General features: G+C 62.6%; 11 protein-coding genes. 3 read left to right on the top strand and 8 right to left on the bottom strand.

Features of this window, described 5'->3' with window-relative positions:
- Nucleotides 1-539: hypothetical protein (locus VGE27_RS08160; protein ID WP_331049156.1), on the bottom strand; the 539-nt coding region annotated here is incomplete at its 3' end.
- A 59-nt stretch (nt 540-598) separates the two neighbouring features.
- Between VGE27_RS08160 and VGE27_RS08155 the strand changes: the two genes are divergently transcribed.
- Nucleotides 599-3,769 (top strand): SusC/RagA family TonB-linked outer membrane protein, encoded by a 3,171-nt coding sequence (locus VGE27_RS08155; RefSeq protein ID WP_331049155.1) that lies wholly within the window; start codon nt 599-601, stop codon nt 3,767-3,769.
- A gap of 16 nt (nt 3,770-3,785) precedes the next feature.
- Nucleotides 3,786-5,381 (top strand): hypothetical protein, encoded by a 1,596-nt coding sequence (locus VGE27_RS08150; RefSeq protein WP_331049154.1) that lies wholly within the window; start codon nt 3,786-3,788, stop codon nt 5,379-5,381.
- A gap of 74 nt (nt 5,382-5,455) precedes the next feature.
- Here the strand turns inward: VGE27_RS08150 and VGE27_RS08145 are convergent, their stop codons facing one another.
- The 7 genes from VGE27_RS08145 to VGE27_RS08115 all read right to left on the bottom strand — a co-directional run bounded on the left by VGE27_RS08145 (nt 5,456) and on the right by VGE27_RS08115 (nt 15,404).
- Nucleotides 5,456-7,456 carry a TonB-dependent receptor family protein gene (locus tag VGE27_RS08145; protein WP_331049153.1) on the bottom strand — a complete coding sequence of 667 codons (2,001 nt, stop codon included), beginning with the start codon at nt 7,454-7,456 and terminating at the stop codon, nt 5,456-5,458.
- A 256-nt stretch (nt 7,457-7,712) separates the two neighbouring features.
- A complete protein-coding gene (locus VGE27_RS08140; RefSeq protein WP_331049152.1) occupies nt 7,713-8,954 on the bottom strand; it encodes a serine hydrolase domain-containing protein in 1,242 nt (413 codons plus the stop codon).
- Nucleotides 8,951-10,042: a beta-propeller fold lactonase family protein gene (locus VGE27_RS08135; RefSeq protein WP_331049151.1), complete on the bottom strand. Its 1,092-nt coding sequence runs from the start codon at nt 10,040-10,042 to the stop codon at nt 8,951-8,953. The genes VGE27_RS08140 and VGE27_RS08135 overlap by 4 nt, the downstream gene beginning before the upstream one ends.
- A 139-nt stretch (nt 10,043-10,181) precedes the next feature.
- Complete coding sequence (locus VGE27_RS08130; protein WP_331049150.1) at nt 10,182-11,597, bottom strand: amidohydrolase family protein; 1,416 nt, start codon at nt 11,595-11,597, stop codon at nt 10,182-10,184.
- Nucleotides 11,594-12,835, bottom strand: a complete 1,242-nt coding sequence (locus VGE27_RS08125; protein WP_331049149.1) for a serine hydrolase domain-containing protein — start codon at nt 12,833-12,835, stop codon at nt 11,594-11,596. Before VGE27_RS08125 ends, VGE27_RS08130 begins: the two co-directional genes overlap by 4 nt.
- 119 nt (nt 12,836-12,954) lie before the next feature.
- Entirely contained in the window at nt 12,955-13,638 is a 684-nt protein-coding gene (locus VGE27_RS08120; RefSeq protein ID WP_331049148.1) for a response regulator transcription factor, read from the bottom strand.
- On the bottom strand, nt 13,638-15,404 hold the full coding sequence (locus tag VGE27_RS08115) for a HAMP domain-containing sensor histidine kinase (protein WP_331049147.1): 1,767 nt from the start codon (nt 15,402-15,404) through the stop codon (nt 13,638-13,640). The genes VGE27_RS08120 and VGE27_RS08115 overlap by 1 nt, the downstream gene beginning before the upstream one ends.
- A gap of 452 nt (nt 15,405-15,856) precedes the next feature.
- On the opposite strand from VGE27_RS08115, the gene VGE27_RS08110 reads away from it, so the two are divergent.
- Nucleotides 15,857-16,360: a hypothetical protein gene (locus VGE27_RS08110; protein WP_331049146.1), complete on the top strand. Its 504-nt coding sequence runs from the start codon at nt 15,857-15,859 to the stop codon at nt 16,358-16,360.
- The last annotated feature ends 63 nt before the right edge of the window (nt 16,361-16,423 follow it).

Genomic DNA, 16,423 nt, shown 5'->3' with positions numbered 1-16,423 from the left:
TCCCCTATCCCTACGGTCTTGGCTCTGTGCAGCATGACCTGGGCAAATCGTTCGGCAAGCATCTGGTCGTCCTGTTGGGAGCACTGGACAACAACGCTGAGCAAGGGCAACTCGACCAGACCAAACGTGCCATGAGGCAGGGCAATCATCGATTGGAGCGTGGGATGAACTTTTTCAGCTCCGCACAGGCGGCCGCCAATCAAAGTGGGATCGACTTCAACTGGAGTTTGCAGGTGGTCCCTGATGTCGGTCACGACTACAGGAAGATGTCCGAGGCAGCTGCAAGGCTGTATTGACAAGAGCGGCAGGTACTGACGGGCCGTACCTGTCGCCAAATGCATGAATGGGGGATCCGGAGCCCTTCGCACGACCGTTCTGTAGCCGATCTGCAAGGCAACGGTAAGCAAACTCTCCGGCTGGTTGTCGACGTGCCCAACGGCACGCACCATTGCCGCGCGCAGATGGACAGCTGACACGGTCATGATGGTCAACGATTGGCCAAAACGACGGTCGGCGCTGCGCTGCTCGATTCCCTCCATCCATCCCCCGCTGCACCCGCGTCTGGCGCGTGTGCCCACTGCCGTCGGGAGGCATCCAGATGCCGCGATCGTTCAGACCGGCGTTCACCGCAGGTGTACTCGTGATACTCACGGGTGCGTTCTCCGTGTTTCTTCCCGCGCGAAGTGAAGCCCAGGCGACGGAGACTCCATCCTCTGCTCGTCGTGCACGCATCACGGGCGTCGTCACCGACGCGGCGTCGGGCCAGCCCCTCGCAAACGCCAATGTGCAGATCGTCGGCACGGCGGTCGTTGCCACCACGGGAGCCGACGGGCGCTACGCGATCGCGAGTGCACCCATCGGCATCTTCCATGTCGAAGCCAAACGCCTCGGCTTCGGTCGAGTGGTGACCGAAAATGTCCGCCTCAGAGCAGACAGCGTGTCGACACTCGACTTCGCACTGCCGACCAACCCACTGCGTCTCACCGAGATGGTGGTTTCCGCTTCGGTCGATCCGACCTCCGGTCTCAAGACGCCGTACACGGTCGACAAGCTGACGAGCGAAGATGTGCCGGTGATGCCCGTCTCCTCGCCGGAAGCGGCCCTGGTCGGCAAGATCGCCGGCGCCACCGTGATCCGCACCAGCGGTGCGCCGGGATCCGGGGCCGTCGTCCAGTTGCGATCCCCGGTTTCGCAGTTCCGTTCAAACTCGCCGCTCTATGTCGTCGACGGGGTGTTCCTCAATGCGTCGCAGGCCTCCACGACCCTCGACATCGAGTCACTGGACATCGCGAGTTACGAAGTGATCAAAGGAGCCGCCGCCGCGTCGCTGTACGGCTCGCGTGCGGCGTCGGGCGTCATCTCGATCACCACGAATCGGGGACGCAGTCTGTCGCTCGGCACCACCGAACTGACCGTGCGGAACGAATACGGATTCGATCAGGTCGCCCGCACGATCCGGAAGCCGACCGGGCACCCGTATCTCATCAATGCACAGGGCCAATACGTGAATGCGGCCGGCGCGATCGTCACGCGGCAGAACCGGGTGGTGCAGCCGAGCGGGATCATGGAGAACAACTACATCGATCCGCTCTACGATCACGCCGCACAGTTCTTCGTTCCAGGTTCATTCAACAACCAGACGCTGACGCTGAGGCAGAACAGCGCCTCGACCAACTTCAGTCTGTCGTATACGCGCAATCATCAACCCGGCGTTATCGAGAACTCGCAGGGCTTCCTGCGTCAATCGTTCCGACTCAATGTGGACCATCGGTTGCGCGAAGCGCTGCAAATCGGGGTTTCGGCGTCGCACATGCGCGGCCTGGACGACCCCACCGTCGTTCAGTTCCCGGATCTGCTGCGACTGAATCCCGACGTCAATCTGCTGATCGCGGATACGCTTGGGCGCTCGCGCTATGTCCCACTGCCCGATCCCACGGAACCGCGCACCAACCCGCTGTACCGTCAGACTTTCAATGACAACCAGACCAATCGCCTCCGCACGCTGCTCAACCTCAACGCCACGTATCGGCCCCGCAACTGGGTCTCCTTTGACGGACTGTTGGGATACGACCGCGGCGACCGACAGGTCACCAACTATGTCGCGCGCGGCCAGACGAACCTGAACGGTGAAGGCACGGCGATCGGTTCGCTGACCATTCTCGACGACGACGTGGAGGGCATGAATGCACAGGGCGGCATCTCGTTTCTGAACGGACTCGGCCCGCTGACGACGCGTCTCGCGCTACGCGGCGAGATGCAGCGCGAAACCAATCCGTCGGTACAGACGACCGGGAGTGACTTCAGCATCTCCGGCGTCAAGAACATGGATGTCGCTCGGACCAAGTCGGTCACGTCGTCGCTGGTGGAGACGCGTTCGAACGCCGGATTTGCCACGCTCGCGCTGGACTATCGCGGCAAGTACGTCGGCGACTTCCTGGTTCGACGCGAAGGCAGTTCGCTGTTCGGCGCAGACCGTCGATGGAACACCTTCTATCGCGCATCGGCCGCGTGGCTGCTGAACGAGGAGTCGTGGTTTCCGCTCGAGCAATTCAACTTGTTCAAGCTGCGGTACAACATCGGAACGGCCGGTACACGCCCCGCGTTCTCGGATCAGTACACCGCCATCGATCTCGACGGCACCGGCGGCATCGTGCAGCAGGGACTGGGAAACCCGCTGCTACGTCCCGAGCTCTCCACGGAACGTGAGCTTGGCCTCGATATCCTCTACCGGAACCGGATCCAGGCGCAGTTCGCGTACGTGTCGGTGAAGACGGTGGACAATATCATCGCACTCCCTGTCTCCGGACTGACCGGTTTCCGCACGTACCAGAGCAACACCGGCGTGGTCACCGGCAATACGCTCGAAGCGACGCTGCAGGCTCGCATCCTGACCAACCCACGCGGGTTGCAGTGGGATGTGCTCGTCGTGGCCGACCGCTCGCGCAACTTCATCTCGCAGTTCAACCGATCCTGCTACGCCGACCAGCATTTCTATCGTTGCGGTGGCACGCGGCTCGGGAGTTTCTGGGGGAATCGCCTGGTTCGGACAAAAGAAGCCCTCCCCGGCGTGCACGCCGCGTCCGGCAGTGCATTCGATATCAACGATGAGGGTTTTGTTGTACCCGTGGGCGCGGGCAACTCGTGGCGGGATGGAAAGGCCAAGAATCTCTGGGGGACCACCGTCACGGTGGATGGCGTGAGTTATCCGTGGGGTCGTCCGCTGTGGGAGATGGACGAAACCACCGGCCAACGTTGGTATGGGCAAATCGGAGACGGCGCCCCCGCCATGAAGTTTGGTTTTGGCAACACCTTCCGTTGGCGCGGCTTCCGTGTGTACGGACTGCTCAATGGACAGTTGGGCGGCAGCATTTACAACAAGATTGCCCAATCGCTGTACGCCACGAATGACCATCCCGATGTAGACCAGCGCAACAAGCCGGACGAGCAGCGCAAGCCCACGCAGTACTACTCGGCCACGTTGGCGGACAACAATGCCAACTACAGCGACATCTTCATCGAAAACGGTTCCTATGCACGCCTGTCGGAGCTCAGTGTGGGCTACGGTTTCGACGCCACGAAGGTCTCGGCCCTTCGTGTACTCGGCGCACGTCGCATTCAACTGGATCTGATCGGACGCAACCTGCTCACGTTCACCGGCTACTCAGGCTTGAACCCAGAGTCGATCGGTGGAACGCCGCTCGGGCGCATCGACAACATCGTCTACCCCATGCTGCGGACGTGGACCGTCGCGGCCAGTATCACCTTCTGACCGGGGATCCACATCCATGACATCACATTCGCGCGGAACCGCTCGATACATCGGCACGCGTCGTTCCCTGCGATTCCTCGCCGTCGCTCTGCCGATCAGCGCCATCATCAGCTGTCAGTCACTCGAAGTCACGAACCCGAACACACCCGGTGTTGAAGTCGTGTACGGCAGCGGGGAGAATGTCGAGGCCGCGCTGGTTGGTGCATGGCGCGCATTCTGGGGCGTGGCGCAGGGTGCCCGCAGTGCGTCTGTGTACCCGGTGAAGCAGCTCAGCAACTTCGGCAACGAGTTGGCAAGCGCCGACGTTGACGTCCTGATCAGCGGCCCTGAACCGCGTGTGGCGATCGACAACCGCGATCAGGGAGGATCGCTGCAGGTCAAGCCATGGTACGATCTGAACGAAGCGATCGGTGTCGCGCGGGCGGCACACCAGGCTATTGCCATCGACGGCGTGCAGGTTGGTGCGGTCACGTCGGACGCACCGCAGGGCGTCGACTCACCGCGGGCCCGCATTTTCGCCAAGTTCACCCTCGGCATCGCCAATGTTCATCTTGGGCTGTTGTACGATCAGGCCTACACAGCGGACGAAACGACGGATATCACGCAGTTCCAATACGAACTGCGCCCGTACGGCGAGGTGTCCGCCAACGGGATCAGGATACTGCGCGAAGCGATCGCCGAGGCGGCGGCAGCGCCACCGTTCACGTTGCCAGCGACATGGATCAACGGGCAATCACTTTCACGCGATGCGCTGATCCGCATCATGCACTCGTACATCGTGCGCGCGCGCGTCTATACACCGCGCACACCAACAGAACGGGCGCAGTTGCCCTGGGGGGCGATCCTCGCGCAGCTCGACTCCGGGATCACCGCGAACTTCGCGCAGCAGGCCGACCTGTTGATTCCGCAGACCGCCTCGGCGTACTACCAGATGTCTTTCCAGGCGACCGCCGCTCGCGTCAACAATCGAATGGTTGGGCCCGCGGATACATCCGGTGCCTATCAGCGCTGGTTGGCCAATCCACTGGGGACCAGAAACCAGTTCACGGTCGTGACCCCGGACCGTCGTATTCATGGCAATACGCCCACGTCGGCCGGTCGCTATTACACCTACCTCGCCACGCAGACGATGTCCGCCCTGCGCGGCACGTACATGCACAGTCGCTATCGCAATACACGCTACCTCGTGGCACCGTCGAACAATTTTCATGCGACGGGACTGATCGTGACGATGTCCGTCGACGAGATGAAGTTCATCCGTGCGGAGGCCCTCTATCGCCTGGGACGCTTCAGCGAGGCGGCGGCCCTGATCAATACATCGCGGTTAGCCTCCAATCTGGCGGCGGTCACCGCGAGCGGCCCACCGTCTGGCGCTGCATGCGTGCCGCGCCGGGACGACGGAACCTGCGGCGACCTGTTCGATGCCATCCAATACGAGAAGCGGATCGAACTGTACCCGACGGAGGCGATCATTGCCTACGCCGATGCCAGAGGGTGGGGGAAGTTGCTCCCCGGCACACCACTGCATCTGCCGGTGCCCGGTCGCGAACTCGAGACGATGGGTTTTGCCTACTACACGTTCGGTGGTGGTGGGGTGGGTAGCGCTCCGTAGTCGGACGCGCATTTCGACTCAATCGAACAAAGGGGGCACTCCGCGAGGAGTGCCCCCTTCCTGTTCTTGTCATTCTACTCGCGGGTTCCGGGGCGCACCCTGACCGATAGCTGCCATGACCGACCATCACTCGGCCATACGCCCGGCCCGGGATAGAACTGCGGCCGCTTGGTGAAATACTGGGTGTTGAACACATTGTTCACCCCTCCGATCAACTGCCATCGCGCCGTGAGCGCATAGCTGCCATTCAGGTCCGTCACGGTGTAAGCCGGCACGCGGCCCACGGCGCCAGTCACACTCGGGACCACCGTGTTGAGCGCGTCGGCATACGTTCGACTGACGTGACTGAACTGCGCCGTGACATCACCCCGACGACCGCGCGCAGTAAGTCCGGCGCGGGCAATCAGTCGCGGCGCGGATTCCACTTCGTTGCCGCTGATGTCCGCATTCCGCCCCACACTGATCACGCTTCCCTGGGCGTAACGTGCATCCATCAGCGACGTCGCCGAAAACACCCGCCACGCCACGCTGGAGGTGATGGCGATCGGCAGCGACACGCGCGCTTCCAGCCCTGCGGTGCGAGTGGTCCCGACATTCGTTTTGTAGGTGTAGGGCGTGCCGGTTGTATCTGTCACCGTCAGCAGTCCAAAACGATTGGCGTAACGCATCACGAACGCGCCGACGTCGTAGTTGAGTCCACCGGCCACCGACCCACGCACGCCCGATTCGACGGTCCACCCTCGAGCATCCCGAAGCGAGCGGTCGGTGCGCTCGCTGGCCGTCTCGGGCAGGACGTCTTTGAGAATCATCGGCCGATAGGCCTGACTCCATCCGCCGTACCACTCTGCGCCGGCAGGCAGTACCCACGAGGAGCGCACCCCGAACAGGGGAAAGCGATGCGCGATATCGCGGGGTGTATCCGTAGGATCGTAGTAGGCCAAACGTCCCGACATGCGCGTGGTACCGCGCTCAACGCGCACACCGGGCACGATCGTCCACCGTGATGTGATTTGCATGGCGGATTCGAGATGAGCGGCGAGATTCCGCGTGCGATAGTGCACATCGCGTTTGAAGTTGCCGCCCGGTTCGAGCGCGAGGGAGAAATCGCTGCCGCGTGAGCCCACCCCCTGTTGGCGGCGATGCGTGTCGTTGTCGGACGCAGCCATTCCGCCGGAGAGCGTCATTGGCCAGGCTCCCAGCCGCGTGTCGTGCTGCAATCGCCATTCGGCGGTGCGCGAACTATACCGATCTACATCCACCTGTCGCGTGGTCCATACGCCCGTGCGACTCGCGGTATCGGCGGCGGTGGCGAATCCCCCGACTGCCACGCTGCTGCGCGAACCGAACACACCCGAGACGATCAACGTCGAACGCGTGCTCGCGTTTGGAGTCCAGCTGAGCGTGATGGACGGCACCGTGATGTCCGGACTGTACCAGTTACGCGAGCGGGTGGACTGCTGCGGGTTCACGGCGAACATCGCGTCGGTGAGCGGTCCTGGCTGTTGATAGCGATAGTAGGTTCGCCCCGCTTCGGCGCGTACCGAGAGCGTGGGGGTGAGTGGCAGTGAGGCACTCAGGTATTCGGCGTCGTAGATCGACGGCCCATTCTGTCGATAGCCGTCAGACCGCCGCAGTGATGCGTAGCCGTAGTACGACACGCGCCCAATACGTCCGCCGACTGCGTTCCACGTACTGCGCAATCCGAAACTACCGACACTGCTATGCGATTCGATCGTGGCGCGTCGCGTCGTGTCGGGCGCTTTGATGACGTAGTTGAGCAACCCACCGAACTGTGAGCCGTATTGCAGTGCCGCCGTGCCGCGAATCAATTCGATGCGCTCCACCGCTTCCATCGGCGCGCTGTAGTGACTGGCTGGATAGCCGTATACATCACTGGTGGTCAGCACGCCGTTCTGTCGCACATTGAATTCCCACGAACGATGAGCGTCGAGCCCGCGCGCCGAGATGTTCACTTGATTGCCAGAGCCATCCATGTCGTAGACAAAGATGCCCGGCACTTCCGCGAAGACCTGGCGCCCCGCCTTCTCCGACAGATTCGCTGAGAGCCCCGCCACACCAACGACCTCACTCCTGGCTCCTGTCGTGAGGATGCCGGCGGCCAATCACGGCGCTGGCCGAACGGTCCCCGCTGCGGCTGCAGCGGAGACGCGGACGGCAGACAGTACGCGTGCCACCGAGTCGCGGTGCGCGCGGGTCGTGGTATCGGGCGGCGGGGCCGACTGGGCGGTTGCACTCGACGTCACGAGCACGAGGAGCGGACACAGTAGCTGGATGTGTCGTGTCGACATGGTGAACGATGCGGTGGAGCCGCTACTTGCGAATCGCACTGGTGACCATCGAGACGAAGTCACCGTACTGCTGCATGCTTCCACCAAGGTTCTTGACGACGATCACGAGATCGTTTTCCGGATCCATCCACGTGTAGTAGCCACCGCCTCCCGCCATCGTGTATCCCTTGGGCGAACCTGTCTTGGCGAAGGGACGACGCGGGTCTGCGTTGAGCCAGAAGAGAAAGCCGTAGTTGTACCGGGTTTGTGGCGGTGTGGAGGTCACGCGCGCCGGTGTGGTGGCTTCGGCAATCCACGCCGGAGAGAGGATTTGCCGACCGTTCCATGACCCGTTGCGTGCGTAGAGCAGTCCCAGACGCGCGAGATCTTCGGCGTTGGACCAGAAGCCGCCGCCCCAGTGGGCGCCGCCACTGACCGATTGCACGCGCTTTCCGGCGATTTCGACGTACGAGTTGCGATAGCCATGCCACTCCCACGTGCTGCTGGCGCCGATTGGATCCATCACCTGCTCCTTGAGCACTTCAGGGAGCGGTCGGTTGAATACGCGGAGGAGTGACAACGCCAGTCGATTGACACGCACGTCGTTGTAGTCCCAGAAGGCACCCGGCGCACGCAACGGTTCTCCTCCGCGCCGTGTGCGACGGTCATACAGGTCCTTCTTGTCCCAGAGTGTCCCTTCCCATTCACTCGTCTGTTGAAGCATCTGTCGCCACGTGATGGCGGCATTGTGTGGCGAGTCGTAACCGCCATCCCGCACCACGTCTCCCACACGGGCATCCAGTGAAGGGATCAACTTGCGGTCGTAAGCGACGCCGGCGACGGTGGAGACGATGCTCTTGCTCAGGCTCGCGGTCAGATCCACATACTTGATATCCCCGAATTCGGCGACGATGTATCCGTTGCGCACGATGATGCCATTCACGTCCTTCGGCGCCTTCATCGGTCCGAGGATCTCGTTTCCTTCAGGAGGCTCGCCAAAGGTCTTGAGGAACGCGAGTTGGCTGCGCACGGCGTCTTCGGCGGTTTTCGATTCGAGCGTTTCCGACGGGTTCGCGCGTGCGTGGCTGATGGCCTCCTGGACACGTTGGGGATCCATGCCGACCTGCTCGGGCTTGCGACGTTCCCAGGTGGCTCCGGGGAAGTAGGGCGAGGTCGCCGACTGGGCCTCCACACGTTGGACCAAGGCGGTTGCAACCAGCACGGCGACCGACGCGCGCCGTCGCCACGGCGCATGTGAGGTGGTGTATTGCCGAGTTGTGTTCATCGGCCGGCCGGGATATAGCCGGTGGTCATGCGCTGCGGAATCTTGCCCACCTTGATGCGGGCGACTTCCTTGCGCGCCGCGATGTCGATCACCGATACCGTGTTGGCGCCCGGACCGCGATTGCTGGCGTACGCAAATCGTTCGTCCGGAGAGAGCGTGATCCAGCCGGGCAGCTTGTCTACCGGAATCCGCGCGACCTGCCGCATGGTGGTGGCATCGTACAGGTAGACTGCGTCCTCGAGAGAACCCGCCAGCACCAGCGTCTTGCCGTCACGTGTGAGAGCCATGCCGTGATTGACCGTGTGAGGCCACGGCAGCGGATCGGGAATCGCGACCTTGTTGTGGTTGACGGTGTGCGTGATCTGACCGGACTTCAGATTGACGACCTGAAATCCATGCAGTTTGGACAGTTGTACGTAGGCTTCCTTTTCGTCTGGTGACAGCTCGAACGGTCGGATGCCTTCGGAGAACTCGATGCCTCGGGTGACGCGCATCGTGACGAGATCCACGATGTTGATGCGATCACCCAGCAAGCTGCCGACGTAGGCTCGTTTGCCGTCGCGTGTGACGCGAATGGCGTGGGGGCCGGGGGCCGTCTCGACTCGTCCGACGATGCGCTTCTGATGCACATTGATGGCGACAATGGCGCTTTCACTGAACAGCGGAACGAGGAGAATGGAATCGCCGCGTGCCAGCGCGAGATGGTGCGGTTCTCCGGGTACTGGCAGCTCCCACAGCAGTTTTTCGTTCCCCGTGTCGATCGCTTGGATCACGCGACGGTCGAGGAGGTTCACAAACAGCGTTCGACCGTCCTTGGAGAGGATGACGTCGTCGGGGTGGCCCTTGAGCAGCGAAGCGGGGATCGTGCGCAACACCTTGTGATCCGGGATGCTGATCACCGTGATGTCGCCACTCTCGGTGTTTTCGACGTAGAGCCGGGGGGCACCTTGCCGCTGCTGTGGCAGCGGGGTGAAGGCGACGGTGAGGGCGAGGGCGCTGACCAAAACAATGGAGAGCGCGGTGGTGGGACGCGACAGCAGGCGCGTACGCTTCACCACAGATTCGGGGGGAAAGGTTGGTGGGGTCATGGCATACTGTTGCGACCAGCGCGATTGTCGCGCGACCACCTTTCGGTTCACGTCATGTCTGGAAGACGTATGGACCGCGGTGACGTCGAGCGAGCACGTCACCGCGGCATCATTGTCGCTTCACCATTTCACAAGCATTTCACATCGCGTCGATCCGCTGCTTGACCTGTTGCAGCGTGCTGTCCAGCGCCGCACGCGGTAGCCAACGTCCGCCGAGCATCGTTCCTGTCACACGCATCGTGTTGGCGATGTCCCGCAGCGGATTCCCGTCGAGCATGACGAGATCTGCGTCTCTCCCCGTGGCGACGATGCCGGCGCTTGTCCCGCGCCCCAGATATTCCGCAGGTGTTCTGGTGGCACTCAGCAAGGCTTCATATGGCGTCAGTCCCGCCTGGACCATTGCTTGCAACTCACGGTGCACACCGAAGCCGGCGACGAGGAAGAACTGCGGACTGTCCGAGCCGGCCAGCAGGGGTACGCCGAGCGCCTGAAACCGACGGACCATCTGATCGCGAACGGCCAGGTAGCGCTGCCGGATGGCGGGAGGAATCGGTTGCTGTGCCTGTTGCCGACGACTGAGAGACCACGCATCAAGCGCCGCTTTGGGGGTGTACAGCACGTCGGGAAGGGCGAGGAAGTACTCGGGAGGGAGCGTATCGGCGAGCACCCGGAACAGTGCCAGAGTTGGGCCATGGTAGATGCGCTTTGCGGCCATCACGCGCGCCAACGAGTCGATGCGTGCGCTGTCGACGGCGGCCAACGCCCGGTTGTCAAAAACAAACTGTCCGGGAGGCACGGGAGTTCCCGCAGGGACTGTGGCCGCGATCATCCCATCGAGGTGCTCGACCTGTTGGCCTGCATCGATCGCTGCGGCGAGGCCAAACTCTGGGGTGACGTGACCGGCGAGCGGCAGGCGGACGCGCCGAGCCGCCGCGACCAGTGTGTCGTAGTGTGAACGATCGTTCCACATGCCGTGCGTCTTGATGACATCGGCACCGCCGGCTGCGAGCGAGGCGACGTTGCGGGATATTGACGCCGCGTCGGGGGCGCTCTTCCCATTGATCGACTGTCCGGTGATCCACAGGCGCGGAGCAACGATCTCGCCTGTGGCCACACGACGCTTGAGCGCACCCGCACCGGGCGGTGCCGCCAGGGCCCGCACCGATGTCACACCCAGCGCCGTGTAGACGGCCAGCTGTCGACCGGCACCATCGGACAGATCACCGGCACCTTGCGCGAGGTGCGCGTGCATGTCGTGCAACCCCGGAATCAGAAACTTCCCACGTCCGTCCACCTGCTGTGCGCCGCGCGGCACGCTGACAGATGCGCGTGAACCCATCGCCACGATCTTGCCATCCCGTGTCACCACAGTCTGATCGCGCCGAAGGACTGTGTCCTGCATGGTGATGACATCGACGCCGACAAACGCCACAGACGTTGTGGGCGGTTGTTGCGCCATCGCACTCAATGGCCCAACCACCGTCGCCACGCTCGCGACGATGCGTAGCCCGACGCGAACACGAAGAAACATGAGCATTGAAAAGACCTCGGTCACGAAGTGAAGCTGGCGTGCACCATGTCGACGAATTGCGCGATTTCGTCAGGGCCACCGCCAAGCGCCTTGACGATCAGGACAAGATCCCGCTCGCGATCGACCCAGCAGTAGAAACCACCGCCGCCCGCCATGGTGTAAGCGCGAGGCGAAGCAGTCTTGCCGAACCGCCCCGTCGTGTTCAACCAGAAGAGAAAGCCGTAGCCGCGATTGAGTGGTGAAGGGGTGAGCGCCGCATCGAGGTACGCCTTTGACAGCACGGTCTTCCCATTCCATTGGCCGTGCCTTGCCAGCATGAGACCAATGCGCCCGAGATCGTAGGAGTTGACCCAAAAGCCTCCGCCCCAGTGGGTACCACCGCTCACCGATTGAATGGGACGACCATCGATGTCGGGGACCATGGTGCGATAGCCGAACCACCCCCACTTGTCGCTGGCACCGATGGGGCCCATGATCGCTTCCTGAAAGATTTCCGGCAACGGACGCTTGAACTGATGGAGGAGCGATAACGAGAGACGATTCACGCGCACATCGTTGTATTCGTAGAACGTGCCGGGCTTCTGATTCCTCCGATTCCGGTCTTGCCGTTTGTCGTTGGAGTCCGGCATGCCAAACAGCGACCCCTCCCACTCACTCGTCTGTTGCAGGTGCATGCGCCATGTAATCGGCGCATTCTGTGGGGAGTCATAGCCGCCATCCTTCACCGTGAGCGCGACGGGCTCATCGAGGTTCTTGACCAGTCCGCGGTCCACGGCAACGCCCGCAGCAAGAGCCAGGATCGACTTCGTGAGACTTGCGGTGACGTCCACCTGCTTCGTATTGCCGAATTCGGCGACGATGTATCCGTTCTTGATCACCATACCGTTGACCGGACCAGGCGCGCGGATCGGCCCGATGACGTGCGGGTGAGTTTCGCCACTTCGAACCCGCGAGGCCTCGATCGCCGCGATGAATTCACTGTCTGTCGGGAGTCGCGCCGGCGTGCGCGCCATGGCCCAGTTGATGGCGGCCTGCAACCGCGTCGAGTCCATCCCCACCTGCTGCGGACGACGACGTTCCCATGTCGCATCGTCTTTCGGGAAATAGCGTGCCTGGGGCGCCAGCGAATCCGGACCTGCTGCTCCAGGCTTCGCATTGATAGCGCCTGCAGGCGAGGGCCCGGCGGTCGACGCGAAGACCGCCAGCGAGAAGTAGAACCACAAGTGCCGTGGTGCGCCGACGGGCGAAGTCGAACGAGACATCATACGCATCTCCAGAGGCGTGTCGCGAAGAGGGAATGGCTACACGATGGAGTCTGCTGTTCGACTGTGACTTGGTCAGGCTGTGGTATGTACGGGTCGTGTGAGAAAGCGGTATGGAGTTAGCCGCGGGCCAGGCGGTATCCCGCTTTTCGTACCGTCAGCAGATAGCGGGGCGCCGATGGAGCCGGTTCGAGCTTACGACGCAACTCGGCCATGTGGATGTCGACGGTGCGTGTATGCGTGTCGACATGATAGCTCCACACTTCACGCAGGAGATTCGCACGGGAGACGACGGCTCCACGATGCCTCAGTAGCGCCACCAATAGTTCGTACTCCTTGGGCGTCAGCATGACGATCTCTCCATTGCGCAGTACCTCGTGTGTCGACGGATCCACGAGTACATCGCCAAAGCGCCACACCTCGCGCACCGACTGCTCGCTTCGGCGCAGCAGCGCTGTCACCCGCGCCTGCAATTCGGAGAGCGCAAATGGTTTCGTGACGTAGTCATCGGCTCCCAATGAGAATGCCTGTACCTTGTCCGACTCGGCGGAGCGGGCAGTGAGCACCAGCACCGGTCCGCGCCACTCGCGGCCCCGCAACGCCCGCAAGGTGGCGAACCCGTCGCGATGTGGCAGCATGAGGTCCAGAATGATCAAGTCGATCGGTACGTCGTGCACCCGTTCCAGCGCGGCGTCGCCGTCGTGCACGATGAGCACGCGATGCCCAGCGCCCGACAGTGCCTGCTCGAGTCCGAACGCCAGATCGGCATTGTCTTCCACTACCAGAAGCGTCGCGGCTGTCATCAGTTGTATCCGCGCGTGTCGAGAAGGGTGTCGTCCTTCACGTATGCGGGCATATCACGTGGCGTGTGAGGGACTGAATTCATCGCGGTGTCGGAGGACATGTCCTCGTGGGGCGATCGGTTCGGGTCGCTGCGTGAGGTGTGTGCTCGCTGCAGTTCGAGCACAGCGCGATTGCCGCCGCCCGGCGCCGTCTCCATCCAGACGGCGGCCTGATGGGCCTCTGCGAGTTGCCGTACTACGGCCAATCCAATGCCCGAACCGGGAACGCCGCTCGCACTCGCGGCTCGTGTTCGCACGAATGGCGCAAAAACGCGCTCACGTTCCGTTGGCGCGATCGCGGCCCCTTCATCATCCACGAGTACGCGGATGGTGTCTTCGTGTGACAGGATGGAAACCGTCACCGTCTGACCTGGGGGCCCGTACTTGAGCGCATTGTCCAGCAAGTTGTTCATGATCTGCCTAAGCGCCGTGTGATCGATCAACGCGTGCAGAGTGCCATCGACCGACGGTGACAGCGCAATGTGCGCCCGACGTTCCGCCGTGATCGGGGCAAAGGCGTCGACAGCGTGACGCACTTCGAGTTCCAGATCCACCCGTTGAACACGTCGCTCGTTGGAGTCTGAACGCGGCATCGCGAAGCCAAGCAGGTTCTCAACCAGCAGCCCGAGGCGTTGCGATTCTTTCGCAATGATGCCGAGCCCACGAGTCGCATCACGGGGTGTTGCCATCCGACCCGCAGCGAGCAATTCGGCGAACAGACGGATCTGGGCCAGCGGGGTTCGCAGTTCATGCGACATCAGCGAGACGAAGTCGGAACGGACGCGTGCCAGATCCCGTTCCTTCTGCGCATGCGCGGCACGCGACCGCTCGCGCGCGACGATCAGCAGCAGCATGATCAGGACGGATGTGCCTATCGCTTCGAGCAGCGCGCGATTGTGCATGTCCGAAATCATCGATGTCGGTTCGACCTCGCGAAACAGTACCATCCCGAGCGTGGGAATCGGATGCGCCGCCATGAGGACTTCCCCGTTGCCATCGAGCCCCACGCCAAGGGCGCTGGCCGGCCGAGCCGGTCCGGACCGGCCGAGCGCGATTCGCACGACCTCTGGCAGTTGTCCGACCTCATAGCGCCGCGCTGCGGGTTTGGTGTCCAGGTTGCCGCGGTGCGAAAACACCAGGACATGGTCTCCCAGTGGAAACAGCACGGTCGCCCGCTCTCTCCGGCTCGGATTCGAGGATGCGCGTCGAGCTGCGGCGTCGTCCAATCGCAGCAGGATGAGAATTCCGAAGTAGCCCGTGTCGCCGGCTGGTGTGACGATGCCTCCGATGCGTCCAGCAGGCACACTGGATTCGAGCGTGTCGACGACAAGCCGCGAATCAGTACTGACCGACGTCGGGCACGGTGAGGCAAGGAGTGCCAGAGCCGGACTGCTCTGTTGCCGGCGGCCTGGATCGCTGACGATGCGTTCGGGGGCCTTGAGCCAGCTTCCCATCGAGTCGACGGCGCCGAGGCAGATGACACTGGGGACGATCGGTATGGTCTCGGCTACGCGCTCGAACAGCGCGGCACTTGTCCCGCCCGGGACTCGCTCGACCATCGCCATGAGTACCATGAGGAGGGAACGTGGGCGCTCGGACCAGGCGACGAGGTCCTGCGCCATCGCCTGGGTACCACTCTGCAGGAGGTCCAGCGTCTCGGCGACGGAGCGACTGGTGCGCCAGTTGACCCAGGCGAAGGACAAGACGATCAGCAGGACGACTGCCACCAGGCCAACCAGAAGGTCTCTGACGAGCCGACTTGACAGTGAGGGCTCAGGCGGGACGACGGCCGACTGGCGGGAAGTTTCGGACGGCGGGGGCTGATGCATGCGCGCGGACGCGAGGAGGGCCGGACGGATGACCTCCTGAGTCTAGCTCATCGCGGGCTATGCGCAGGTCCAATTCACATTTCGGCAATGTTCGAAAGCTGTAAAGATGAGTGGCCACGCTAGGTGCGGTGTGCAGCTGCAGCTACGCGAAACTTGCGCTTCGACCCGTTGACAGCTGACTTAGTGGAGCCGTTGCAACGCCCCCGAGAGGTGCGTCGCGTGTCGCAATGGAAACCAAGGCGACGTAGGCCACAGCAGCCCCCACCGCGTGACCGGAGAGACGCATGGCAGGCGCACGATTGTTCAGCAGTACGGTGCAAGTACCGAGCCTCGTGTTCTATCCGGCGCTCGTGGGAGGGCTGCTGCTGATTGCATGGACGACAAGTCTGGTGCGCGATCGGAACCCTCTGCCTTTCCCCGACCGCGACTACCACGTGTTCTCCGCCAAATCCACACCGGCTTTGATTGCGCTCGAAGACCTGATGCAGTTGCATGGTCACGTGCCGCGATTCCGCGTTGACAGCGATGATGTCGAGCGCACCATCTTCAGCAATGGTACGATCGTCAACCATCCCCGCCAGGAGATGCTTGCGAAGCTTGGTGCCCCCAGCGCCGCGCTGGGCTTTGTGGTGGACGACCCGGAGCAGGCGGCCCGTGAAGCCGTCGAACTCTTTCGCCGGAATGGATTCACGGCCGAACTCATTCTCGATGCGGAGCCAGGCCTCCCGATCACCTTCGTCACGACCGACGCCTTGAGCGGCTCGGCGATCGTGTTCCGAAAGCACGTTCTTCAAATGGGGCAGAAGCCGCCGGCCTGGACGCCCCGCAATGCGAACTCGCAGCGCGCGCCATAAACGGATCGTCCTCTCACCCACGGTGGCACGATGCGCGTTCTGCTTGCAGCAATCTCATTGAGT

The organism is Gemmatimonas sp. (genome assembly GCF_036405635.1).
Lineage (GTDB): Bacteria > Gemmatimonadota > Gemmatimonadetes > Gemmatimonadales > Gemmatimonadaceae > Gemmatimonas.
Note: the sequence above shows the minus strand (reverse complement) of the source record. Positions and strands in the feature narration are given on the sequence as shown.

What these genes read in the sequence shown, in the direction of transcription:
- VGE27_RS08140 (WP_331049152.1), bottom strand. Translation starts at nt 8,954, where the DNA reads ATGAACACAACTCGGCAATACACCACCTCACATGCGCCGTGGCGACGG.
- VGE27_RS08150 (WP_331049154.1), top strand. Translation starts at nt 3,786, where the DNA reads ATGACATCACATTCGCGCGGAACCGCTCGATACATCGGCACGCGTCGT.
- VGE27_RS08120 (WP_331049148.1), bottom strand. Translation starts at nt 13,638, where the DNA reads ATGACAGCCGCGACGCTTCTGGTAGTGGAAGACAATGCCGATCTGGCG.
- VGE27_RS08155 (WP_331049155.1), top strand. Translation starts at nt 599, where the DNA reads ATGCCGCGATCGTTCAGACCGGCGTTCACCGCAGGTGTACTCGTGATA.
- VGE27_RS08135 (WP_331049151.1), bottom strand. Translation starts at nt 10,042, where the DNA reads ATGACCCCACCAACCTTTCCCCCCGAATCTGTGGTGAAGCGTACGCGC.
- VGE27_RS08125 (WP_331049149.1), bottom strand. Translation starts at nt 12,835, where the DNA reads ATGTCTCGTTCGACTTCGCCCGTCGGCGCACCACGGCACTTGTGGTTC.